Source organism: Nocardia sp. NPDC019395, from assembly GCF_040632335.1.
In the GTDB taxonomy this organism is placed as follows: domain Bacteria; phylum Actinomycetota; class Actinomycetes; order Mycobacteriales; family Mycobacteriaceae; genus Nocardia.
The window spans coordinates 1-24,122 of the sequence record NZ_JBEYBT010000024.1 but is presented as its reverse complement, the minus strand read 5'-3'; the positions used below and the strand labels follow the sequence as shown (position 1 = coordinate 24,122).

Here is a 24,122-nt window from a genome sequence, read left to right as displayed (position 1 = left end):
GCTCCCCCGGTACATTTCCGGGGCTAGCGTGGGCACGGTGGAAACCGTTGCCATCCAGATGCCGGACGGTAGCACCGTGCCGGTCCGGCTGCTCCCGGCCACCGGCCCGCACCGGCACCCGATCACCCTCGACCGGCCGCGGCCGGTGATCGTGCTCATCCCAGGACTCGGCGTACCCGGTGAGTACTACCTGTATTTCGCCCGGGAACTCGCCCGGCGCGGGGTCGACGTCGCGGTGGGCGAACTGCGCGGTAACGGCGACAGCACCCCGAAACCGAGCACGGCCAGCGCGTACGGGTACCACGAACTGGCCGCGGTCGATTTCCCGGCGATTTTCGAGGTGGTACGCACCCGGTTCCCGGACAGCACGCCGTACCTGCTGGGCCACAGTATGGGCGGGCATCTCTCGGTGCTCTACGCGGCCAGGGTCCGGGGGCGTCTCGGCGGGCTGATCCTGATCGCCTCCGGTACCCCCTATTACCGCGGCTTCCGCGGAATCATGGGCACCGGGCTGCTGCTCGGCACCGCCGCGGTCTCGCTCACCGCCAACCTGGCCGGTGTCTGGCCCGGTGACAAACTCGGCCCCAACGGGTTCGGCCGCCAGTCCAAGGTCTTGATATCGGATTGGGCACGACTGGCCCGCACCGGCCGGTTCGCCCCGGCCGGTGCGGATATCGACTACGAGGAGCGGATCTCCCGGCTGAAACTGCCCATTCTGTCGATCACCATGACCGGCGACGAACTGACCCCACCGGCATCGGCCCGCCACCTATTGGACAAACTGCCCGCGGCGGACAAGACCAGCCGGCACGAACCGCGCCCGCTCGGCCACAACGGGTGGATCCCCGATCCCGGCCCGGTGCTCGACACGATCGAGAAATGGCTCCGTGATCGCTGACCGGGCATCCGCCTATTTCGACGTACGACCCTCGATGAGCATCTGGGTGAAGAATTCGTAGTTCAACGCCACCTGGAACGCCGACTGCTTGTTATCCGCGGCACCGCCGTGCCCGCCCTCGATGTTCTCGTGGTACCAGACGCGGTGCCCCTGTTCCTCGAGCAGCGCCGCCATTTTCCGCGCATGCCCGGGATGCACACGATCGTCCCGGGTGGAGGTGGTGAGCAGTATCGGTGGATACGTCGCGCCGGCACCGGTTTCCATCGCCCTCTGATAGGGCGAGTAACGGCTGATATACGCCCACTCCTCGGGTACCTCGGGGTCACCGTATTCCGCGACCCACGATGCCCCGGCCAGCAGCAGGTGATACCGGCGCATATCGAGCAGCGGTACCTGGCAGACAATGGCCCCGAACAACTCCGGATAGCGGGTGAGCATCACGCCCATCAGCAGACCGCCGTTACTGCCACCCACCGCGCCCAGCTGAGGTGCCGTGGTGATCCCCCGATCCACCAGATCGCGTGCGATCGAAGAGAAATCCTCGTACACCTTGTAGCGATTCTTCTTCTGCACCGAGGTATGCCATTCGGGCCCGTACTCCCCGCCGCCACGGATATTTGTCATCACATGGGTGCCGCCCTGCTCGAGCCAGCCGATACCGGATGCCCCGTTGTACCCGGGGGTCCGGGAGATCTCGAACCCGCCGTAGCCGGACATGATCGTGGGCGCCGGACCGCCCCGGTTGTCCCGGTGCCGGATGACGAAGTACGGGACCATGGTTCCGTCGTCGGAGCGGGCGAAGAATTGCTCGGTTTCGATACCGGATGCGTCGAAGAAGGCGGGTTCCTGCTTCAGCTCGGTCGCCGATGCCCCGACCGTACCGGCCAGCAGGGTCGTCGGAGTGGTGAAACCACTGGTCATCAGCATGAAATCGTCTCCACCGTCGAGCGGGTCGAGATTCATGACGCTCGTGGTGGACATGGCCGGGGCATCGGCGAGCGGTTCGGTACGCCAGCCTTCGGATCCCGGCGTGAGGACATACAGTCTGGTCTGCACATCCCGCAGAGTCGTCAGCAGCAGATGGTTCTCGGTCCAGCCGTAACCGTGCAGCGAGGTGTGCGCGTCGGGTTCGAACAGGACCTCGAATTCGCGTTCTCCGGAAAGGAACCGGTCGAAATTCGTTACGATCAGGGAGCCTGCCGGATAGGTCCGGCCACCGACCTCCCACGGCGATTTCAGCCGGACCAGCAGCCAGTCCTTGTACCACGATTCACTGGCGTCGGACGGTGTCTCGAGATGGACCCGGGAGCCGTCGGAGTCGAGCAGGTACACCTCTTCGTTGAAGAAATCGGTGGCCTGGCCGATATAATGCCGCTCATATCCGGGCGTGCGATCGTACCCGGCGGAGATCGCGATATCCGTAGCCGAACCCTCGAATACCGTTTCGGCAGTACCCAACTCGGTGCCACGGCGCCAGCGTTTCGCGATCCGCGGGTATCCGGAATCGGTCAGCGATCCGGGCCCGAAATCCGTTCCGACATAAACCGAATCGATATCTATCCAGCTGACCTGCGATTTCGCTTCGGGCAGGAAGTAGCCGCCGGCCTCGGGCGCTACGAATTCCCTTGCCTCGATATCGAATTCGCGCACAACCTTGGCATCCGCCCCACCCCGGGAGAGGCTGATCAGCGCGCGGGACTGTTCCGGCCGCAACACCGCGGCGCCGCCCCACACCCAGTTCTCGTCCTCGGCCGCGGCGACCGCGTCGAGATCGAGGAGAACATCCCACTCGGGCCGGGGTTTCTCGTACTCGGCGAAAGTGGTCCGCCGCCACAGCCCCCGCGGATGCTGCGCGTCGCGCCAGAAGTTGTACAGCCATTTCCCGCGCCGGCCCGGAAACGCGATCTTGGCATCGGTATCGAGCATGTCCAGGATCCGCCGCCGCAACACGTCGAACCGGTCATCCGCGGCGAAACGCTGCCCGACCACCTCGTTGTGCGCCCGGGCGAAATCCAGCGCCCGCTCGCCGGTGACCTCTTCGAGCCAGAGGTAGGGGTCGGTTCCGCTGTCCTGTGCACCACTCATCCGACCATTGTCACCCAGCCGACCGGCCGGTGCGGAACCGTGGTCGCCGTGATCCGCGGTGTGACAACGGACACTACGATTTGCCACGCGGGCAGTAACGATCCGCCGGCGCCGCTGTCTGCCGGATCAGTCCGGCACTCACCGCTCGACTACGAATACGGTGCGATTCAGAAATACCCAGGCAGGCGTGCCATTGACCCAATAACCGTCGTAGCCCGAAGCGGCACCGAACCGTCCCACATCCTGCAGTACATATGAGCGCGCTTCCAGCTCCGTTCGTCTTGCGGAGCCTTCGGGTTCCTTACCCAACTCCACGTCGATCGAACGCAGTTCCGCACGTTGTTTTGCGGCCAGGGAATCCAGATCGGTCACCAGGGCATCGGGATGCATCGCCATTCGGATCACACCGCGCGGATTGCGGCCCTGACCCGTACAGTCCTCGGCCAGATCCCGGAGCTCGGCCGAAGTCTCCCGCAATTCAGGCGAACCATATTCGCTCCAACTGGGTGCGCGCCCCCAAACCCAAATACCGTTGCCCCTACCTGTCTCATCCCGGCCCGTACGGAGGGGGCCGATTTTGAAATCCGCTACGCGCTGTTCTCCGTGCACGCCGCGGAACATTTCCTCCCAACCAGAATCGATGGCCCTGCGCATACCCGCGGCGTCCACGAGAAGGGGCGGGCCGTCGAATCCTTGGCTGCTGAGTATCCGCGCCAACGCCGGATCTCCCTCGGAGACGGTTCGACCGGGCTCGATATCCGCCGCCATCGCCGCATCGCTATCGTCGAAACGCTTAGCTTCGAGATAGAGCTCACGATAATCATAGGAATTGATCCGGTTGCGGTCGATTTCCCGGGAATCGATTCCCCGCACTGACTGTGCGATCTCTTCGTCGGTTTGTCCGATCCCCGAGGCCCGGCGGAGTCCGTGGCTGCCATCTCTCAGTGGGCCCTCGATAACTCCGGCCATCCCCTTTGTCACCCCGAGGAGCCTTTCGACCAGCTCGGGAACCACCCTACCCCGCAGTGCGATCCTCCGATGTCGACGAGCTGGGTACGCCCTCAGAATATGCCAACAGGATAGATCGTGATTCGTTTCTTCCTCAGCGTCCGGCCCGGCGAACGCCCAGGCACGCCGCCACGACCACACCGGCGACGAGAACGACTCCGGCGGCGATCACCACCCAGATCACCGGCGATATACCTTCCGCCTCGCTCGCGCCAGCTGTCTGCCCGGCCCCGTCCGGTACGTCGCGTGATTTCCCGGCCTCGCCGAACACCGAGTCGTCTCCGGCGCTGTCCCGGTAGCGCGGCCCGGGCTCCGGGTCACCGGTGACATCGATTTCCAGTTCGATCGGGACCGGCCCCGCCGTGCGCTCGCCGTTGAGCGTCGGGCTGAGTTTGACCGCGATGTAGTACCAACCCGCGAGTGCCTGGTTTGCGATATCACCGTCGGTATTCTCCCGATTCGCATAGCGGATCGGGACGGTCGCCATCGCCGCGTCACCGGCGGGCAGTACGTTCTCGGTGCCGTTGTAGGAGGAGAAATCGGAGTCGAATTTCACCCGGTACGGCGTGTATAGCGTCGTCCACACATTCGAGAGATTGTCGACACCGCGTAGCGGGCTCTCACCGAATCGCACCCGGTATGCCAGCCCCTGGCCCCAGTCCAGCTTCACCCGATAGAAGACGTACTCGCCACGCTGCAACGTATCCGAGTATCGGCCGGACCCCGGCAGATCGGCCGCGACATTGAACGACCCGCCGCCCACCACCGGCGCCGGCGGTCCGCTCGGTTCGGTGAATACCACTGGAGCGGGCTCGGCCTCAGCCCCTGGATCGGCGACTCCGGACTCCAGGCCGACCGATACTTCCAGGGGCAGCTGTGCCGGGGCGTCCGCCGCGACGGTGACCCATTCCAGCGAGAAGTAGTAGCGTCCCCCGCCTCTGCACTTATCGGTGTTCTCTGTGCCGGTTTCCGGTTCGGTCGCGCCCGCCCATACGTCCCCGACCGTCAGGGTCATCCCGTCGGACGACCCGGTGGTCGCGTCGTACTCGTAGGCGTAGCAGTCCTGACCGTCGGTCCCGTAGACGTGCAGATCGAGTTGGTTGTTCGAACGATCGGTGCCGTAGACCCGCGGAAACGACACCGTGCCACTGAAATACGCGGTCGCACCCTCGGGGACATCCACGGCGTAGTACCGCTGCTTCTTCTGGTCCAGCACGTCCACGTACTGCCCGGGGGCGGCGACCGGTGCGTCGCGGTACTCGGGTGTCCCGGTGATCGGGGTGCCGGTCGCGGCGTAGGTGCGCAGGGCGGCGGCGCTGACGCGGGGCAGTACCTGTTCGAGGGTTTTACCGTCGGCGGCGTCGGTGTAGGTGCCGCCGGTGGTTTGCGCGATGCAGGTCAGCTGCGCGCGGGAGGGGTCGTCGACGCCGAAGCCGATGGCGTGTACGACGATCTCGTTGCCCTGGGCGCTGAGTTCGCGGGCGACCTCGCAGGGGTCGGGTGGTGCGCAGGTGTCGAGGCCGTCGGAGACCAGCACGATCGAGCGCGGGCCTTCCTGGGGCAGTGCGGCGGCCGCGGTGCGCAGCGAGGTGCCGATCGGGGTGTAGCCGCGGGGCGCGATCCGGTCGGTCGCGGTGGTGAGTGCGGGTTTGTCGATGGTGCCGGCGGGGTGCAGGACTTTCACGTCCTGGCAGCCCGCGGTTTTCTCGGCGTCGGTGTTGCCGGTGCCGGTGCCGTAGGCGGTGAGTCCGACCTTCGCGGCGTCGGGTGCGGCGGTGACGAAGCTGCGGACGGCGTTCTTGGCGGCGTCCATTTTGCTGCCGCCGCTGGGGTCGGCGGCCAGCATCGACCCGGATGCGTCCAGCACCAGCATGGTCGGCGCGTACTCGGTTCCGCTCGATTCCGGTGTTTGCTGAGCCAGTGCGGGCATCGCGCCCGGCACCAGGCCGATCACCCCCACGGCAGCCGCGACCAAAGCCCTCTTCACCATCGACACGCTGCCGGACCTCCATCCGCAAACGCCACGTCCGGCACAACGTGACCTACGGACAGTACGGAATCTCCGACGGTATCGCCATACGAGAGAGTCCGGGCCCGAACAGGCAGGACTCGACCGGCACGCAGGTGTCGGACAACCGGCTGTCCGGAACCGGCCTCGGGTGACTGACCTCCGATCACCGGAGGTAGGAGATGCGACCTCAGCGCCGCCGCTTGTCCGTTCGCTTCGGATGACCCGGCCCGGCCTGAGTGATCCACAAGGTCCGGCTTGCGTCGTCGATCGCGTACCAGATGCGGCCGCCGCCGGTGACCTCGTACTGCCATTGCTCGAGTTCGGCAGCATCGACTTTCACTCTGGCCAAGTCGTACTTCAACGGGTGCTGTCGAGCGGGTTCGTCGCGACACCGCGGATCTCCGGTGATAGCCAGCCAAGCTCGGTCCAAGTTTTCCGGAACCTGGGACCGGAGGGTCGCCCAGCCGACCGCCGCCTGCCGGTCGACGAGTCGGACCATCCATCCGGTCGGTCGTCGGACCTCGTCACCTCGCCCCAGTTTGTCAGGCATCTCCACCGCCAGGACGCTCGACTTCCTGCGCATCGGCGGTGTCGAACGGCCCACGAAGACGTGCGGCCAGCTCCGGGTCGGAGTAGATCTCGGCGGTCGACTGCCATTCACCGAAAGCGCGCGCGAAGGGCAGCAACAGGCCCGTGGCAGCCCCGGCCAGGAGTTGGTCCAGGAGTTCGGTGACGCATTCTTGCCGAGCGTCGGCAGGTAGCCAAGTCAGCCACGGTAGCTCTTCCGCGAAGACTTCCTCGGCGAGAGATCGGTTGCTCTTGGCAATGATTGCCAGCGACCGAGCAGCCAGACCGAGCCCCTGGACCAGGGCATCGAATCGTTCCGAGCGCATGAGCACCAGATTCTCCGCATCGCGGCGTTCGAGGATCACATCCGAATCATCGAGGGCGGGGAAAACACTGGTCTGCTTGTTGATCAGAGTCGAAAAAGCGAAGGTCCGGGTAGCCATGCCATCATCCTAGCAAGACTTCGAAAGTAGTTCAGTTAACCTGCTGGACTGCGCATCGGTCCGCCGGAGGAAACGTCGGCGGGCACCGTGGAGACAGGCCGAGGGCCGGCCCACCTTGCGGTGGACCGGCCCTCGGTTGAAAAAGTTGCCGGGAGGCAGGACTCAGAAGTCCATGCCGCCCATGCCGCCGGTCGGATCGGCCGGGGCGGCGCCCGCCTTCTCCGGCTTATCGGCGACAACGGCCTCGGTGGTCAGGAACAGGGCCGCGATGGAGGCCGCGTTCTGCAGGGCCGAGCGGGTGACCTTGACCGGGTCGGCGACACCGGCGCCGAGCAGGTCCTCGTAATCACCGGACTGGGCGTTGAGGCCCTGGCCGGCCGGAAGGTTGGAAACCTTCTCCGCCACCACGCCGGGCTCGAGGCCGGCGTTGAAGGCGATCTGCTTCAGCGGAGCCGACAGCGCGACACGGACGATATTCGCGCCGGTCGCCTCGTCACCCTCGAGCTTCAGATCGTCCAGAGCCGGAGCCGACTGCAGCAGGGCCACGCCACCACCGGCGACGATGCCCTCTTCGACGGCGGCCTTGGCGTTGCGCACAGCATCTTCGATGCGGTGCTTACGCTCCTTGAGCTCGACCTCGGTCGCGGCACCGGCCTTGATCACCGCAACACCGCCGGCCAGCTTGGCCAGGCGCTCCTGCAGCTTCTCACGGTCGTAATCCGAATCCGAGTTCTCGATCTCGGAGCGGATCTGCGCAACGCGGCCCTGGATGGCATCCGCGTCGCCCGCGCCCTCGACGATGGTGGTCTCGTCCTTGGTGACGACGACCTTGCGCGCCTGGCCGAGCAGCTCGATACCGGCGGTCTCCAGGGAGAGGCCGACCTCTTCGCTGATGACCTCGCCACCGGTGAGGATGGCGATATCGGCGAGCTGGGCCTTGCGGCGGTCACCGAAGCCCGGGGCCTTGACGGCGACGGACTTGAAGGTGCCACGGATCTTGTTCACGACCAGGGTCGACAGGGCTTCGCCCTCGACGTCCTCGGCGATGATCAGCAGCGGCTTACCGGCCTGGATGACCTTCTCCAGCAGCGGCAGCAGGTCCTTGACGGTCGAGATCTTCGAGCCGACCAGCAGGATGTACGGATCCTCGAGGACCGCTTCCTGACGCTCGGGGTCGGTGACGAAGTAACCCGAGATGTAGCCCTTGTCGAAGCGCATACCCTCGGTGAGTTCCAGCGACAGACCGAAGGTCTGCGCCTCTTCGACGGTGATGACGCCTTCTTTGCCGACCTTGTCCATGGCCTCGGCGATGAGCTCACCGATGGACGAGTCGCCCGCGGAGATACCGGCGGTGGCGGCGATCTGCTCCTTGGTGTCGATCTCCTTGGCGGAGTCGAGCAGCTTGGCGGTGACGGCCTCGACGGCCTTCTCGATGCCGCGCTTCAGGCCCAGCGGGTTCGCGCCGGCCGCGACGTTGCGCAGACCCTCGCGCACCAGCGCCTGGGCGAGCACGGTGGCGGTGGTGGTGCCGTCGCCCGCGACATCGTCGGTCTTCTTGGCGACTTCCTTGACCAGCTCGGCGCCGATCTTCTCGTACGGGTCCTCGAGTTCGATCTCCTTGGCGATGGACACACCATCGTTGGTGATCGTGGGGGCGCCCCACTTCTTCTCGAGCACGACGTTGCGGCCCTTCGGCCCCAGCGTCACCTTGACCGCGTCGGCGAGGGCGTTCAGACCCCGCTCGAGGCCGCGACGGGCCTCTTCGTCGTACGCAATTGTCTTGGCCATTGCGGTGAGATCCTCCAAGTAATGAGGCTGACACACAGGATGACCGCATTGTCGGGCCACCCTTAGTTACGCTGTGGCCAGGCTCGGTGCCCGCGACGGACGACCAGGGGTGTCGTTGTAACCCGATCTCACCGTCCCGACCTGGCACTCACCGATCGAGAGTGCCAAAGCCATTTTTAGCACTCGCCGGTGCCGAGTGCAAGCAGTGTCTATGGCGCCGCCTCCGGCGGCGCGGGGTCGGGGCCCGCCCCTGCCGCGAAGGTAGACCGAGAGGAGAAGCAAAGAGGGCGGGACTCGAGGAGGCATGGGTTCACTAGCCGTGATGGTGTCTGCATACTTCTTCACCCCGTTTCCCCGCATGCGGTCTGTCGGCCTTGGTGGTTCGGGGCCCGTCTCGTTCTGGAGCGACCAGAGGAAGGGAGCGCAGCGACCGACCGGCGGGAGTGAAGAACGAGACCAAGGGGGCCCCGAACCCCGCGACGCCGGAGGCGGCGCCAAAAACACAGAACCTCAGCGGACTGCCCGCCTTGTCACCTTCACGGACCCGCATCTCCGGAGGCGGCGCAAAAAACACAACTCACAGGCTGTCGGTGACCCTCAGAGCCAAGGCCAGGAACGCGTCCGCCCGTCGCTCTTCCGGCGTCCGGGGCTCCCCCTCGTCCACCGTGACGAATTCGGCGTCGTGCAGTAGCAGCTCCGCCTCGACCCGCATGATCGCCCGGATGAACGGCGGTGCCACCTCCGGTGGGAGGTCCCCGTTCACCACGTAACTCCCATCGGACAGAGATTCGGTGGACACATAGGTCAGCGCGTGTAGCAGATCGTCCCGGGTCTCCCCAGCGACCAGATCGGGGTCCGTTTCATCCGCCATTGCTATAGATTACCGGGACAATCGCCCGCACCGGGAGCACTGCGAACGAACGCCCGCCCGGTTCCACCCGTCGCACCCACGATCCTTTCGCACAAAACGCGGAGTCCCGGCTGCCCGCGGGGATCTACTGCCGACCGGCCACGATCTGCTGGAGAATTTCCAGCAGGCGCGTTTCGAGCGCATCCTTCCGCAGGCCCGAGCCGGACAGAATCCCCGAACCGTTCTCCTGTTCCAGGATCGCCAGCAGGACGTGTTCGGTGCCGATGTAATTGTGTCCGAGGCGCAACGCTTCCCGGAACGTCAGTTCCAGCGCTTTCTTGGATTCGGCGTCGAAGGGAACGAGCCCGCTCATCTTGCCCGCGGAGGTGGCTGCCTTCAGATCCTCGGGCGAGATCGCCGCGCCGGGCGCCGCACCCGAGGCCGCTATCGCCGCCGCGGCGATATCCGCGGGCGCGATACCTTGGTCGGCGATCAGCCGCACCGCCAGACTGTCGGCCTCGCTGAGCAGGCCCAGGATCAGGTGGGCGAGGGTGATCTGATCGGCGCCGGCGGCACTGGCCGCCTCCTGCGCGGCCACCACCATGGCGCGAGCGCGGTCGGTGAATTTCGCGAATCCCGCGTTCGGGTCCATTTCGGCGGACGGGTCACCGGGACCCTTGGGCACGAATCGCTTCTGGGCCGCCTGTTTGCTGACACCCATACTCGCGCCGATATCGGTCCAGGAAGCCCCCGAACGGCGGGCCTGATCGACGAAATGACCGATCAGATGGTCGGCCACGTCTCCGAGGTGACCGGCGGCGACCACCGCGTCCGAGAGCTGTTCGAGGGCATTGTCGGGACGGGCTTTTTTGATGACCTCGATGAGGTCGTCCAATCGCACTGGAGAGTTCATGCGTCAACTATAAGTTGACGCATGATTATCGTCAACCGGGAGTTGACGATAGGGCGATTTCAGTTCCGCCCACCCGGACGCCGCAATCGCAGCCGCGAATCCCCGCGCAGCGCCGGGCGGCGGATATCGGGGCGGCGCAGCACCGGCAGCCGCCGGTCGGCCCGGCGCTGAGCGCGGCGTTCGGCGGGTTTGTACTGCCAGGTCTCGGGCCGGGCGGCCACCCAGCGCTGCGAATACCAGGCGAACGGGATATGCCCCAGATACAGCACGATCAGCACCAGCAACAGCACGATCGGGTAGGTGATCAGCGCGGCTCCGGCCAGCGCCACCAGAACCAGCAGGCCCGCGGCCGCCTGCGGCGCCACCGAAACCGATTTCATCGCCAGCGTCGGGATGGTGCTCACACAGAGCGCGGCGGTGAACACGGTCCACGCCGCGACGATCGGAAAACTCGTCCACCAGCCGTCACCGAACTGCACATACAGCGCGATCGGCGCCATGGCGATCAGCGCACCGGCCGGCGCCGGCACTCCGACGAAGTACTCCCGCTCCCACTCCGGCCGAGTATCGTCGTCCAGCAGCGTATTGAACCGCGCCAGTCGCAGCACGATGCTCACCGCGAACAACAGGGCGATGATCCAGCCCGCACCGCTGCTCTCCCCATCGAACAGCACGATATAGAGAACGAGCGCGGGCGCTACCCCGAAGGAGATGGCGTCGGAGAGCGAATCCAGTTCCGCGCCGATCTTGGTGGTGGCCGACAACAGGCGAGCGAGCCGGCCGTCGAGGGTATCCAGTACCGCGGCGGCGCCGATCATGGCCAGGGCTATCTTCAGCTCACCCTCGAGACCGAACTTGACCGCGGAAAGCCCCGAGCACAGGGCAAGGATCGTGACGATACTGGGCAGTAGCCGGATCGAGCGGCGACGCCTGCCTTCGATGACCTGCTCCATCACGATTCGGCGGACGGCAGAACCGCCAGCACCGTCTCCCCCCCGATCGTCCGCTGCCCGTTGTTCACCAGTAGTTCGGTACCGGCCGGGAAATACGTATCGACCCGGGAGCCGAACCGGATCAGGCCGTAGGTGTCGCCGATGGTGATCCGATCGCCGGCCACGGCGTCGCAGACGATGCGCCGCGCGAGCAGCCCCGCGATCTGGACAACGACCACCTGTTCCCCGGATTCGGTGTCGATCAGCATGCTGTTGCGCTCGTTGGCCGCACTCGCCTCGGGCAGATCGGCGGATTTGAAGCTACCCGGCTGATAACGCACCTCACGGACGACTCCGGAGACCGGAGTGCGCTGAACGTGCACGTCCAGGACCGACAGGAAGATACTCACCCGGGGCAGCGGGTCTTCGCCGAGACCGAGCTCAGCGGGCGGGGCCGCCGTATCGACGAGTGCCACCTCGCCGTCCGCGGGCGCCACGACCACACCCACCCGGTTCGGCGGGACCCGATGCGGATGCCGGAAGAAGGTGGCACTCGCGGCGGCGGCGGCGAGCCCGGCGCGGCGGACCCAGCGCCGCCGGCCACCCAGTACAGCCACGGCCAGTGGCACGGCCACAAAGGGCAACCCGGCCGGATGGATCGGCGGGATCGCGTTGCGCACCAGATCGGCCAGATGGCCCGGACCGGTACGTTCCGGGGTACCGGGCGGGGTGGGACGGCGTGCCACTGATTCCTCTTTCGAACTCGGTTCGATCCACTCGGACCGATGTGCAATCGGACACCCGCGACGACCGGGTGCGAACCTGTCGGCGCAAGCGTTCACACCTTACGCCGAACAGGGCACCGGCCGCCGGGCGTCGGTCGTGCGCTACCTCCGCACGACCAACTTCACCAGGAACAACAGGATGACGGCGCCGGCCAGGCAGGTGAAGAAGCTGAACCACCAGCCGCCGCCCGCGACATCGACGCCGAGGGCCGCGAGCAGGAAGCCACCGAGCAGGCCGCCGACGACACCCACCACAATATTCAGCAGGATTCCCTGTTGCGCATCGGTTTTCATGATCTTACTGGCGATCCATCCGGCTATACCGCCGATGATGATCCAGCCGATGATGCCGAGACCGAGCATGGTGTTCCTCGCTTATCTCTCCGGTGGCGGGCTCGCGGTAGCGAACCCGTACCCCGGCCATACCCGGGTACCGGTGGCATAACCACCGGCGAAAATCAGATATGAGCTGCCGACACGCGAACTCCGAGCTAATATGAGGGTGCCTCATGTCTTCGGATTGCCGCTCGGCCGTCCAGCCGGGTGGGGAATCACATCGAAATCGGGTCACCCCTCGCGGCGGCGCCGCAGGTACATAGGAGAAGCACCATGGCTACTCAGCTCGCCCAGACGACCGGGGCGCAGTTCACCGCGATCCTGGGACTGGGCGTCTACCGCCCGGCACGCGTCGTCACCAACGACGAAGTAGCCGGGCCGATCGACTCGAGCGATGAGTGGATCCGCACCCGTTCCGGTATTCGCACGCGCCGGTTCGCCGACGATTCCGAAACCATCCGGTCGATGAGCGTCGCGGCCGCCCGCGGCGCCCTGGCATCCGCCGAGATCGCCGGCGACCAGATCGATTGCGTTATCGTCGCCACCTCCACCCACCTGCTGCTGACTCCCGCCGCCGCACCACGTATCGCCACCGAACTCGGCACCAACGGTGCCGCCGCCTTCGATATCTCGGCCGGATGTGCCGGCTTCTGCCACGGCTTGGCAATGGCCTCGGATCTGGTGCGAGCGGGAACCTCGTCATATGTCCTGGTCATCGGCGTGGAGAAACTGTCCGATACGGTGAACCCGGCCGATCGTGGCACAGCGTTCCTGTTCGCGGACGGCGCCGGCGCCGTAGTCGTCGGGCCGGCCCCGGAAACGGGAATCGGACCGGTCGTCTGGGGGTCGGACGGTACGCAACACCAAGCGATCCGCCAGGACAAGGACTGGGTCGAATTCTTCACCGAGATCGAGGAGAAGGGGCTCGACGCCGTTCGCCCCTATCTCGCGATGGAGGGAACAGCGGTGTTCCGGTGGGCGGCCCACTCGCTGGAGAAGGTCTGCCGCGACGCTGTCGACCGCTCCGGGCTGACCATCGACGATCTGAATGCGATGATCCCGCATCAGGCCAACGGCCGGATCATCGAGATCATGGCCCGGGTCCTGAAACTTCCCGAGGACTGCGCGCTGGCCAACGATATCGAGGAAGCCGGCAACACCTCGGCAGCCTCGATTCCGCTGGCCATGGAGACACTGCTGCGCACCGGGCAATCGAAACCGGGCGATACCGCCCTGCTCATCGCCTTCGGCGCCGGGCTGTCCTACGCGGCACAGGTGGTGACGCTGCCGGAGTTCAGCCCGCCTCTACCGCTGTCTTGATCTTCGCCAGGGATTCGTTCATCCCGCGCACCAGATCCTCCTCGAACGCGGTTTCGCCGCCGAGCAGGGCGTTGACCAGCGTGCTCGAGACCCAAGTGGTGCCGTTGGGGACGTCCCGGCGTTCGACCAGCCGGGTCCCGTCCTCGGTCGGTTCCAGGGTGTAGGTCCAGATCGTGCGGTTCTGGGTGACCCGGAACGCCAGGGAGCTGTTCTTCTCGTAACGCAGGATGCGGGAGGTGGTCGGCCAGAATTTCCAGCCGGCCCGGTTGAGGTTGACCGTGAGTACGCCCGCCTTCGGCTTGCCGATGGGGATCATCCGCACACATTGCGGACTGAACTCCGGCATCCGGCGCGGATCGGCGATTACGGACCAGACACGCTCCGGCGCGGCAGCGATGTCGATGCTGGTTTCCAGATTCTTCGGCAACATTGCCTCCGGGGTAGCTGAGACTTCAAGTATCAGGAAGGGTAGCGATTGGCGACGGCTCGGTCACATTTTCCCCGGCCGCGTATCGATATCGTCGTTCCGGAAGCAGAATCGAGGAGGAAGACAAACCGGTTCCGTATACGCCACCGCAAGCAAGACACGACGCCAGCAAACACTCAGCTACGGTAAGGTGATGGGCCGTGAACCTTCGCTCGCTATTGCGCCGCGACAACTCCGAGGGACTACCCAAGCTCCCCGCCCTCGACCCGGATGACGCGACCGCGGACGATCGCGTCGACGAACGACTGGAACGTCTACTCACCCCCTCCGAACTCGATATGGTCCGCGAACACCGGGTCTGATCCCCAGGTCACCGCAGGCGGCGCGGTATATCGCCGACCAAGGGGCCCCCGAACCCCGAGGCCCCGGAGGCGACGCCAGAATTACAGTGCGCGCCGGAGGCTCCGGCGCGGCTGACCCCGGGGAATGCGTTATGAAGCGAATCTCAACTGTTGTCGTAGCCGCTGCCGCTCTCACGGCGCTGGCGCTGTCCGGTTGCTCGTCGGAGGAGGATCCGGCCGAATCGTCCGGGCTCCGGAAGAACACCGCGACCACGCAGAACGCGCCGGAAACCGGAGCGGATACCGGCGCCACCGGCGAGACCCCCGCCCCGGAGTCGGATACCGATTCCACCGAGACCCCGGCGCAGACCAGCAGTCCCGCCGAGGATTCACCCACCCGGGCCTCCGACACCACCTGCGCCCAGTTCGCCGAGCTCGACGAACCGGAACAGCAGCAACTGGTCCACGCGATCCTCGGCGAGAACCCCGACAGCGCATTCGTCGGCAACCCCAACGCCGCGCTCGGCACCGCGAAACTGGTCTGCAACTCCAGCAACCTCGCAGACCAGAAGGTCGCCGTGGCCTCCGGGATCATCGTCGACGGATAACCCACCGCCTCGGGCCCCGGCATCGCGCGCCGAAGACGCGCAGAATAAACAACGTGGCTGAACTGGCTTTGACCGTCCGACTGAACCCGTCCGCCGCGGATGCCCGGCGTGGGGTGATCCGGCTGCACCCGGAGGTGCTGACCGCGCTGGGCCTACGTGAATGGGACGGTATCGCGCTGGTCGGCGCACGCCGCACGGCCGCGGTGGCGGGCCTGGCCCCGGCCGGCACCCCGGCGGGCACCGCGCTTCTCGACGATGTGACCCTTTCCAATGCCGGGCTGCGGGAGAACACCACCGTGGTCGTCTCGCCCGCGCCGGTGCAGGGCGCCCGGAATATCTCGGTGAGCGGATCCCGGCACGCCACTCAGTCCATCCCGGCCGCGACCCTGCGGCAGGCGCTGCTCGGCAAAGTGGTGACCGTCGGCGACACCGTATCGCTGCTGCCGCGGGATCTGGGCCCGGATATTCCGTCTTCACAGGCGAGCCAGGCGCTGTCCCGGACGTTCGGGATCGCCTGGACCTCGGAACTACTCACCGTGGTGGCTACCGATCCGGCCGGCGGTGCGGTCAGTGTGCAGCCGAATACGGCGGTCCAGTGGACGGCCGGGGCGGCCACCGGCAACCAGCCGGCAACAGTCCGGGTCAACGGGCAGGGCGCACCGGGCTCACCGGATCAGCTGCTGGTGCCGAGTCATCTCGATACCGTCTGCGAATCCGATCTACCGGGGTCGGTTCCCGTTACGAACGCCCCCGCCACCGAGGTCAGGGTGGAGGAATTGGCCGGGGCCCGGCAGCAGGCCGCGAAGCTCGGCGAATGGCTGAGTCTCGCGCTGGACGAACCCGAGTTGTTACAAGCGCTGGGTGCCGCCCCGCACCTGGGTGTGCTCATCACAGGTCCGGCCGGGGTGGGCAAGGCCACGCTGGCGCGCGCGGTGGCAGCGCCGCGGCGGGTGGTCGAGCTGGACGGCCCGTCCGTGGGTGCCGCCGAGAGCGGCGCGCGGTTGCGTGAGGTCGCCGCCGCTGTCGCCGCGGCGGGGTCGGGTAAGGGCGGGGTTCTGCTCGTCACCGATATCGATGCCCTGCTGCCCGAATCGGCCGAACCGGTCGCCACTCTGATCCTGGACCAGTTGCGGGCGGCGGTGGCCGAACCGTGCGTGGCGCTACTGGCCACCACCGCGCATCCCACCGCGGTCGATCAACGGTTGCGCGCGCCGGACCTGTGCGACCGCGAACTCGCCCTGGCACTGCCCACCGCGGCGATTCGGCAGGAATTCCTGGAGCAGTTGCTGAACAGAGTGCCCACGGGTGAACTCGGGCTCGACGAGATCGCCGCACGTGCTCCCGGTTTCGTCGTCGCCGATCTGGCCGCCCTGTGCCGGGAGGCGGCATTGCGGGCGGCGGCGCGGGCGAGCCGGGAGAGTTCGGAACCCCGGCTGGAGCAGGAGGACCTGCTGGGCGCACTGGAGGTGATCCGGCCGCTGTCTCGTTCGGGGACCGAGGAGCCGGCGATCGGCAGCCTCGGACTCGACGATGTGGGCGATATGGCCGAGACCAAACAGTCGCTGACCGAGGCGGTGCTGTGGCCGCTGCGGCACCCCGATTCGTTCGCCCGGCTGGGGATCGATCCGCCGCGCGGGGTGTTGCTGTACGGCCCGCCCGGATGCGGGAAGACTTTTCTGGTTCGCGCGCTGGCGGGTACCGGGCAGCTGAGCGTGCATACGGTCAAGGGCGCCGAATTGATGGACAAATGGGTCGGTTCGTCCGAGCGCGCGGTGCGGGAACTGTTCCAGCGTGCCCGGGATTCCGCCCCGTCGCTGATCTTCCTCGACGAAGTGGACGCGTTGGCGCCGCGGCGGGGGCAGAGCTCCGATTCCGGGGTGGGCGATCGCGTCGTGGCCGCGTTGCTGACCGAGTTGGACGGGGTGGAACCGCTGCGTGACGTAGTGGTCCTGGGCGCCACGAACCGTCCCGATCTCATCGATCCGGCGTTGTTGCGGCCCGGTCGGCTCGAGCGTCTGGTTTTCGTCCCGCCGCCGGATGCGCAGGGCCGGGAGGCGATTCTGCGGACCGCGGGGCGCGCGGTGCCGCTGGACGAATCGGTCGACCTGGCGCGGCTGGCCGCGGACCTGGACGGTTTCTCCGCAGCCGACTGCGCCGCGCTGTTGCGCGAAGCCGCGCTGGCGGCGATGCGCCGTGATGTGATGGCGGCCGATGTCACTGCCGGCGATATCGACGCCGCGCGCCGCGCGGTCCGGCCTTCACTGGACCCCGGGCAGGTCGAAGCGCTACGCCGATACGCGGAGGCCCGCGACTGATCCGGTAGCCCCTGTCCGTTATGTCTGACCTGGGCATACCGTTGCCGAACGGTAGCCGGATACGGACCGAGGTCCGCATATCTGTACGATGGTGCCAGTTCGTGCTCGCATATGATGAGCGCGCAATACCCCGCCGCCCCTGAATCCCGACGGAGGTAACGCTTGCTCGCCATCCTGCTCGCACACAGTCTGGCCGCGCTGATCGCGCCCGCCGCCGTGCGAGTCATGGGCCGCAACGCGTTCTATCCACTGGCACTGGTACCGCTCGCATCGCTGGTGTGGGTGATGGCGGGATGGAACGAAACCCAGCAGGTCCGCTACGCGTGGGCGCCGACCATCGATCTCTACCTGCAGCTCCGGTTCGACTCGCTCGCCACGGTGATGAGCGCACTGGTACTGGGCATCGGTGCGCTCGTACTCGCCTACTGCGCCCGCTATTTCACCGACGACGAAGCCAAACTGGGGTCCTTCGCCGCCTGGCTGGTCGCTTTCGCCGGAGCCATGTTCGGGCTGGTCACCAGCGACAATATGTTGCTGCTGTTCATCTTCTGGGAAATCACCACGGTGCTTTCCTTCTTGCTGGTGGGGCACAACTCCGACAGCGCCGCCGGGCGCCGGGCCGCGCTGCAGGCGCTACTGGTCACCGGCGCGGGCGGGCTGGCCATGCTCGTCGGCATCGTCGTACTCGGGCAGAGCTACGGCAGCTATCTACTCTCGGACCTGCTGGCCGCTCCCGAGCCGCCGGGCGGTATCGCCGTCCAGGTCGCCCTGGTACTGGTACTGGTCGGCGCGCTGAGCAAATCGGCCATCGTCCCACTGCATTTCTGGCTGCCCGGCGCGATGGCCGCGCCCACGCCGGTCAGCGCCTACCTGCACGCGGCGGCCATGGTGAAGGCCGGTGTCTATCTGATCGCCCGGCTCGCACCCGCCTTCGCCGAAGAACCGGTCTGGCGGCCGCTGATACTCACCCTCGGGCTGGCCTCCATGCTGCTGGCCGGGCTACGCGCCATGCAGGTCACCGACCTGAAATTGGTACTGGCCTTCGGTACCGTCAGCCAGCTGGGCTTCCTGGTGATCATGGTCGGCATCGGCACACCCGACGCCGCCCTCGCCGGTATCGGCCTGATCGTCGCGCACGCGCTGTTCAAGGCATGTTTGTTCCTCGTCGTCGGGATCATCGACCACGGTGCGGGGACCCGGGATATCGGCGAACTGTCCGGACTCGGCCGACGCGCGCCGGTACTGTTCGCGACCGCGGGCCTGGCCGCGCTGAGTATGGCCGGTATACCCCCGCTATGGGGTTTCGTGGCGAAGGAATCGGCACTGAGCGCGGTACTGGACGCCGAACCGCTCAGCAGTACGGGCCGTGCACTGCTCTGTATCGGTGTGGTGCTGGGATCGATGCTCACCGTCGCCTACAGCGCACGTTTCCTGTGGGGCGCCTTCGCCGATAAACCCGGCGTCCCGGTCCGGGATTGGCACGCGCCCGGGGTCGCGCTGATCGCCGCGCCGGCACTACTGGCCCTGGGTTCGCTCGGCGCCGGTCTCGCCGCGCCCTGGATGGACGGTCTGCTCGCGCCGTATGCGGCGACACTGCCCGGCGCGCTGACCGCGCATCTGCAACTGTGGCACGGTCTGACCTGGCCGCTGCTGCTCACCGTGGTGATCGTCGCCTGCGGCGCCGCCTTCTTCGCATGGCGTGACCGGTTCGGCCAATCGGCGACCCTGCTGGGCAACGCCGACCGCGGATACGACGCCGCCCTGCGCGCGATGGACCGGATCTCATTGCGGATGACGGGCGCGGTGCAGCGCGGTTCGCTGCCGCTGACCCAGGCCGTCATCCTGGGCACGCTGGTGATCCTGCCGGCGGTGGTCCTGGCCGTCGGCACCCGCACGGGCGTCGAGCTGCGGCTCTGGGATCGCCCGATGCAGCTGGTGATCGGCGCGATCATGATCGCCATGGCGCTGGGCGCCACGGTGCTGCGCAACCGCCTGGCGAGTGTGCTGGTGGTCGGGCTCACCGGCTACGGCTGCGGCGTGATCTTCGCCCTGCACGGCGCACCCGATCTGGCCCTGACCCAGTTCCTGGTGGAAACGCTGACCCTGGTGGTGTTCGTCCTGGTGCTGCGGGCCTTCCCCGCCGAAATCGGACCCGAACAGCAGGCCGGATTCCAGATCGGCCGAGCCGCGATCGCCCTCGCCGCCGGAATCGCGGTGCCCGTGCTCGCGGCGTTCGCCACCGCCGCCCGCAGTACCGAGCCGATCTGGGAACGGATCCCCGCGGCCGCCTACGAGTTCGGCGGCGGTAAGAACGCGGTCAACGTACTGCTGGTCGATATCCGCGCCTGGGATACCCTCGGCGAGATATCGGTGCTGGTGGTGGCTGCCACCGGAGTGGCATCGCTGGTGTTCCGCAGCCGCCGCTTCGGCCTGCCACCGCGCGCCGCCGACGCACCGAACTACCGGCCCGGAAAGGTGAGCTGGCTGCCCGCGGGGCGGCTGGTGGACCGCCGGGAACGGTCGATGGTCCTGCAGATCACCACCCGCCTGGTATTCCCCACCATCATGGTGCTGTCGGTGTATTTCTTCTTCTCCGGCCACAACGCACCCGGCGGCGGTTTCGCCGGCGGACTCATCGCCGGCCTGGCGCTGGTGCTCCGCTATCTGGCGGGCGGGCAGTACGAACTGGGCGAGGCACTACCGGTGGACGCCGGACGTCTCCTGGGCGCCGGCCTGATCCTGGCGGCCGGCACCGCGACCGTATCGCTGCTACTGGGCGCCCCGCCACTGCAATCGGTCATCGTCGAGGCGACGGTGCCGCTGCTCGGCCACATCAAATTGGTGACCTCGCTGTTCTTCGATCTCGGCGTCTACCTGATCGTCGTGGGGCTGGTCCTGGACGTACTGCGCAGCCTCGGCGCGCGCCTGGACGACGAGCTGGTGCAATCATGAGCGCGAACCTGACTCTGCTGATCGTCGTCGGTGTCCTGGTCGCCTGCGGGGTCTACCTGCTGCTCGAGCGCACTGTGACGAAAATGCTGCTCGGCATCCTGCTGTTCAGCAATGCCGTCAACCTGCTCATCCTCACCATGGGCGGGCCGGACGGCGCGCCGCCGATCCAGGGCGCGGCCGATACCGTCCGCGACCGGATGGCCGACCCATTGGCCCAGGCCATGGTTCTGACCGCCATCGTCATCACCATGGGACTCTCGGCGTTCGTACTCGCACTCGCCTACCGCTCCTACATCCTGACCACCAGTGAAAAAGTCGAGAACGACCCGGAGGATGTCGGGATCGCCGCGCGCGAGCGGGAGGAACCCGAAGAATGACCCTGCCGGCGAACCTACTACCCGCGCTCGCGCCGCTACCGGTACTCATACCGCTGCTGGCCGCCGCCGCGACCCTCGTCGTCGGGCGCAGCCCCCGGATCCAGCGGGTGGTCGTCATGGTCGCGCTCACCGCCGCGGTCGCGGTCTGCGGGGTGATGCTGTATCTGGCCGATCGCGACGGCACGGTCGCCGTGCAGGTCGGCGGCTGGGAGACGCCCATCGGGATCACCATCGTGGTGGACCGGCTCTCGGCCGCCATGCTGCTGGTCTCGGCGATCGTACTGCTCGCGGTCGCCGTCTACGGCGCCGGACAGAATATCGGCGACAGCACCGTACGTCAGCCCACCTCGATCTTCTGGCCCACCTACCTAGTGCTCAGTGGCGGCGTGGCGATGGCGTTCCTGGCCGGTGATCTGTTCAATCTTTTCGTCGGCTTCGAAATCCTGCTGGTCGCCTCGTTCGTCCTGCTGACCCTGGGCGCCACCGCGGAACGTATCCGCGCGGGTGTTTCGTATGTGATGGTGTCCATGGTGGCGTCGCTGATCTTCCTGATCGGTATCGCCGTCACCTACGGCGCCACCGGGACGCTGAACCTCGCCCAGCTCGCGATGCGGATGGAGACGATTCCCGACGGTATCCGCCAGGCCGTGTACGGCGTCCTACTGGTCGCGTTCGGTATCAAAGCGGCGGTGTTCCCGCTGTCGAACTGGCTGCCCGACTCCTACCCGACCGCACCCGCACCCGTCACCGCCGTCTTCGCCGGCCTGCTCACCAAGGTGGGTGTATACGCCATCCTGCGCACCCAGACCCTGATGTTCCCGGACGGCGGCTTCGACAATCTGCTGCTGATCGCCGGCCTGCTCACCATGCTGATCGGTATCTTCGGCGCGATCGCACAGAACGATATCCGCCGGCTGCTGTCGTTCACACTGGTCAGCCATATCGGCTACATGATGTTCGGTGTCGGGATCGCCAGCGAGATCGGTCTGGCGGGCGCGATCTACTACATCGCGCACCACATTCTGGTGCAGACGGCACTCTTCCTCGTGGCCGGCCTTATCGAACGACAAGCGGGCTCGACCTCGCTACGCCGGGTCGGCGGGATGGCGGCGGCGAGCCCGCTGCTGGCCGGACTGTTCCTGATCCCGGCGCTGAACCTCGGCGGTATACCACCGTTCTCGGGCTTCATCGGCAAGGTCACCCTCCTGCAGGCCGGCGCGGCGGACGGCAGCGCGCTGGCCTGGATCCTGGTCGGCGGATCGGTGGTGACCAGCCTGCTCACGCTGTACGTGATGGCGCGGGTCTGGAGTAAGGCGTTCTGGCGGCCACGCGAGCAGGCACCGGACGGTCACCTGGTGGCCGCGACCCTCCCGACACTGGTGGAGGACCACACCGACATGCTCTACGACGAACGCACCGACCCCGGCCGGCTCCCCACGATGATGGTGCTGCCGACTGCCGCACTGGTCGCGGTGGGGCTCTCGCTGACGATCTGGGCCGGGCCGGTATTGGGTATCGCCGACAGATCAGCGGCGGAACTACAGGACCGCGGCATCTACATCGGCGCCGTACTCGGCGGGGGAACGAAATGAACCGTTTCTCCCACGCGGTCAACCGCGACAACGTACTGCGTATCGGCGTCCTGATCTGGCTGATGGTCGTATGGGTGGCTCTGTGGGGACGGATCAGCATCGCGAATGTGCTGGCGGGCCTGGCGATCGGCGCGGTGATCATGGTGACTCTGCCGCTGCCCCGGATACCGGTCCGGGGACAGTTGCGGATACTGCCGCTGGTGAAGCTGATCGCGGTGAGTGTGTACTACGCGATCGAATCGAGTCTGCAACTCGCCTGGTTCGCCCTGCGACCCGGCCCGCCACCCGAATCGGGTGTACTGCGGGTGCGCTTCGCGTTCAAATCCGATCTGGTGCTGGTGCTGTGCACCAACCTGCTGAACCTGATACCGGGAACAATGGTGCTGGAAATCGACCGGGAACAGTGCGAGGTCTACGTCCACGTCATCGATATCGGCAGCCAGAAATCCGTAGACAGCTTCTACCGCACGATCCGGAAGGTGGAGGCGCTACTGATCGCGGCGTTCCAGCGCCGCGCGACCCCGCTACCACCCGAGCCCACCCAGGAGGTGCAGCCGTGATCGTCGTTGCCGTGGTGGCCGCGGTCCTGCTCGGTGCGGCCGCGTTGATCACCGCATACCGGATACTCGCCGGTCCGGACACGCTGGACCGGGTGGTCGGGATCGACTCGATCATCGCGATGTCGATCTGCGGTCTCGCGGTGTGGGCTGCCTACAGCCGGGATACGAGTGTGGTCCCGGCGATCGTCGCGCTCTCCCTGGTGGGGTTCCTGGGGTCGGCCGCCGTCACCCGCTACCGGGTCCGGGACGACCGATGAGCACGGTACTGGACTGGGTTTCGGGCACTCTCATAATCCTGGGCGCGATACTGGCACTCACGGCGGCGATCGGCATCGTCCGGTTCACGGACACGCTGCTGCGTATGCACGCGGCGACCAAACCGCAGGTGATCGGTCTCAACCTGGTCCTGGCGGGCACGTGCCTGCGGGTATACGACGATCCGAATGTCTGGATGCTGGTACTGGTCGGGCTGTTCACGCTGCTCACGGCGCCGGTGATCGCGCATCTGATCGGGCGGACGGCGTATCGGGAGCAGCGGCACCGCAAGATACCGCTGGCGGTGAACGAGCTGGGGGACAAGATGGACGACGAGCAGCAGTGAGGTGTCGCCAGGGGGCGAGGGTGATGAGCAGGGCCGGTTCGCGAAGGTTATGAGCAGGCCGGCGCGCGAAGGTTCTGTGTTTTTTGGCGTCGCCTCCGGCGCCGCGGGGTTCGGGGCCCCCTTGGTCTCGTTCTTCACTCCCGGCGCTCAGTCGCTGCGCTCCCTCGCTCTGGTCGCTCCAGAACGAGACGGGCCCCGAACCACCAAGGTGGACTGGTCGCATGCGGGAAACTGGGGTGGGATTGCATGTGGACGGACGGGCGGTAGGGGGAACAAAACGCGCCCGGGGCGACGGTGAGTGCGGCCGGGTGGCGAGGTTGTCAACTTCGGTTGAATCGTGACCCGGTCGTTCCGGTGGAATCCGGACCCACCCCTGTTGGTTTTGGTCAGTCGTTGGTTTTGGCCGCTGGGAC

At 66.7% G+C, this 24,122-nt stretch carries 23 protein-coding genes; 11 read left to right on the top strand and 12 right to left on the bottom strand.

The window, feature by feature from the left end; all coding sequences use genetic code 11:
- The first annotated feature begins 37 nt into the window (after window positions 1–37).
- Entirely contained in the window at window positions 38–898 is an 861-nt protein-coding gene (locus ABZ827_RS28955) for an alpha/beta fold hydrolase (RefSeq protein ID WP_357243394.1), read from the top strand.
- Between the two features lie 12 nt (window positions 899–910).
- Here ABZ827_RS28955 and ABZ827_RS28950 read toward each other — a convergent pair whose 3' ends face one another.
- The 11 genes from ABZ827_RS28950 to ABZ827_RS28900 form a co-directional block, all read right to left on the bottom strand.
- The gene (locus ABZ827_RS28950; RefSeq protein WP_357243391.1) at window positions 911–2,983 is read right to left on the bottom strand and encodes a prolyl oligopeptidase family serine peptidase; all 2,073 of its coding nucleotides are present in this window, start codon (window positions 2,981–2,983) and stop codon (window positions 911–913) included.
- 138 nt (window positions 2,984–3,121) lie between these two features.
- Window positions 3,122–3,997, bottom strand: coding sequence for a hypothetical protein (locus ABZ827_RS28945; protein WP_357243388.1), 876 nt, complete (start codon window positions 3,995–3,997; stop codon window positions 3,122–3,124).
- A gap of 88 nt (window positions 3,998–4,085) precedes the next feature.
- Complete coding sequence (locus ABZ827_RS28940) at window positions 4,086–5,981, bottom strand: VWA domain-containing protein (RefSeq protein WP_357243508.1); 1,896 nt, start codon at window positions 5,979–5,981, stop codon at window positions 4,086–4,088.
- 208 nt (window positions 5,982–6,189) lie between these two features.
- On the bottom strand, window positions 6,190–6,363 hold the full coding sequence (locus ABZ827_RS28935) for a hypothetical protein (RefSeq protein WP_357243385.1): 174 nt from the start codon (window positions 6,361–6,363) through the stop codon (window positions 6,190–6,192).
- Window positions 6,364–6,544: 181 nt separating this feature from the next.
- Window positions 6,545–7,012 (bottom strand): hypothetical protein, encoded by a 468-nt coding sequence (locus tag ABZ827_RS28930; RefSeq protein ID WP_357243382.1) that lies wholly within the window; start codon window positions 7,010–7,012, stop codon window positions 6,545–6,547.
- 162 nt (window positions 7,013–7,174) lie between these two features.
- Window positions 7,175–8,800, bottom strand: coding sequence for a chaperonin GroEL (groL, locus tag ABZ827_RS28925; RefSeq protein ID WP_357243379.1), 1,626 nt, complete (start codon window positions 8,798–8,800; stop codon window positions 7,175–7,177).
- 577 nt (window positions 8,801–9,377) lie between these two features.
- Entirely contained in the window at window positions 9,378–9,671 is a 294-nt protein-coding gene (locus ABZ827_RS28920) for a hypothetical protein (protein WP_357243376.1), read from the bottom strand.
- Window positions 9,672–9,795: 124 nt separating this feature from the next.
- Entirely contained in the window at window positions 9,796–10,563 is a 768-nt protein-coding gene (locus ABZ827_RS28915) for a Clp protease N-terminal domain-containing protein (RefSeq protein ID WP_357243373.1), read from the bottom strand.
- A gap of 59 nt (window positions 10,564–10,622) precedes the next feature.
- Window positions 10,623–11,516 (bottom strand): phosphatidylcholine/phosphatidylserine synthase, encoded by an 894-nt coding sequence (locus tag ABZ827_RS28910; RefSeq protein ID WP_357243370.1) that lies wholly within the window; start codon window positions 11,514–11,516, stop codon window positions 10,623–10,625.
- Window positions 11,516–12,241: a phosphatidylserine decarboxylase gene (locus ABZ827_RS28905; protein WP_357243367.1), complete on the bottom strand. Its 726-nt coding sequence runs from the start codon at window positions 12,239–12,241 to the stop codon at window positions 11,516–11,518. The genes ABZ827_RS28910 and ABZ827_RS28905 overlap by 1 nt, the downstream gene beginning before the upstream one ends.
- 141 nt (window positions 12,242–12,382) lie before the next feature.
- Complete coding sequence (locus tag ABZ827_RS28900; RefSeq protein ID WP_357243364.1) at window positions 12,383–12,643, bottom strand: GlsB/YeaQ/YmgE family stress response membrane protein; 261 nt, start codon at window positions 12,641–12,643, stop codon at window positions 12,383–12,385.
- A 246-nt stretch (window positions 12,644–12,889) separates the two neighbouring features.
- Between ABZ827_RS28900 and ABZ827_RS28895 the strand changes: the two genes are divergently transcribed.
- Window positions 12,890–13,936 (top strand): beta-ketoacyl-ACP synthase III, encoded by a 1,047-nt coding sequence (locus ABZ827_RS28895; RefSeq protein WP_357243361.1) that lies wholly within the window; start codon window positions 12,890–12,892, stop codon window positions 13,934–13,936.
- Here the strand turns inward: ABZ827_RS28895 and ABZ827_RS28890 are convergent.
- Window positions 13,911–14,363: an SRPBCC family protein gene (locus ABZ827_RS28890; protein ID WP_357243505.1), complete on the bottom strand. Its 453-nt coding sequence runs from the start codon at window positions 14,361–14,363 to the stop codon at window positions 13,911–13,913. The two genes, ABZ827_RS28895 and ABZ827_RS28890, sit on opposite strands and share 26 nt — an antisense overlap.
- Before the next feature lie 200 nt (window positions 14,364–14,563).
- Here ABZ827_RS28890 and ABZ827_RS28885 point away from each other — a divergent pair, with 200 nt between their 5' ends.
- The 9 genes from ABZ827_RS28885 (at window position 14,564) to mnhG (ending at window position 23,709) form a co-directional block, all read left to right on the top strand.
- Complete coding sequence (locus ABZ827_RS28885; protein ID WP_357243358.1) at window positions 14,564–14,725, top strand: hypothetical protein; 162 nt, start codon at window positions 14,564–14,566, stop codon at window positions 14,723–14,725.
- 131 nt (window positions 14,726–14,856) lie between these two features.
- Window positions 14,857–15,312, top strand: coding sequence for a hypothetical protein (locus ABZ827_RS28880; protein ID WP_357243355.1), 456 nt, complete (start codon window positions 14,857–14,859; stop codon window positions 15,310–15,312).
- A 53-nt stretch (window positions 15,313–15,365) separates the two neighbouring features.
- Window positions 15,366–17,627 carry an AAA family ATPase gene (locus ABZ827_RS28875; protein ID WP_357243353.1) on the top strand — a complete coding sequence of 754 codons (2,262 nt, stop codon included), beginning with the start codon at window positions 15,366–15,368 and terminating at the stop codon, window positions 17,625–17,627.
- Between the two features lie 162 nt (window positions 17,628–17,789).
- Window positions 17,790–20,579, top strand: a complete 2,790-nt coding sequence (locus ABZ827_RS28870; protein WP_357243349.1) for a Na+/H+ antiporter subunit A — start codon at window positions 17,790–17,792, stop codon at window positions 20,577–20,579.
- Window positions 20,576–20,956 carry a Na(+)/H(+) antiporter subunit C gene (locus tag ABZ827_RS28865; RefSeq protein WP_357243346.1) on the top strand — a complete coding sequence of 127 codons (381 nt, stop codon included), beginning with the start codon at window positions 20,576–20,578 and terminating at the stop codon, window positions 20,954–20,956. Before ABZ827_RS28870 ends, ABZ827_RS28865 begins: the two co-directional genes overlap by 4 nt.
- A complete protein-coding gene (locus ABZ827_RS28860; RefSeq protein WP_357243343.1) occupies window positions 20,953–22,548 on the top strand; it encodes a Na+/H+ antiporter subunit D in 1,596 nt (531 codons plus the stop codon). The genes ABZ827_RS28865 and ABZ827_RS28860 overlap by 4 nt, the downstream gene beginning before the upstream one ends.
- Window positions 22,545–23,108 (top strand): Na+/H+ antiporter subunit E, encoded by a 564-nt coding sequence (locus ABZ827_RS28855; protein ID WP_357243340.1) that lies wholly within the window; start codon window positions 22,545–22,547, stop codon window positions 23,106–23,108. The genes ABZ827_RS28860 and ABZ827_RS28855 overlap by 4 nt, the downstream gene beginning before the upstream one ends.
- Window positions 23,105–23,365 (top strand): monovalent cation/H+ antiporter complex subunit F, encoded by a 261-nt coding sequence (locus tag ABZ827_RS28850; protein ID WP_357243337.1) that lies wholly within the window; start codon window positions 23,105–23,107, stop codon window positions 23,363–23,365. The genes ABZ827_RS28855 and ABZ827_RS28850 overlap by 4 nt, the downstream gene beginning before the upstream one ends.
- On the top strand, window positions 23,362–23,709 hold the full coding sequence (gene mnhG, locus ABZ827_RS28845; RefSeq protein ID WP_357243334.1) for a monovalent cation/H(+) antiporter subunit G: 348 nt from the start codon (window positions 23,362–23,364) through the stop codon (window positions 23,707–23,709). The genes ABZ827_RS28850 and mnhG overlap by 4 nt, the downstream gene beginning before the upstream one ends.
- The last annotated feature ends 413 nt before the right edge of the window (window positions 23,710–24,122 follow it).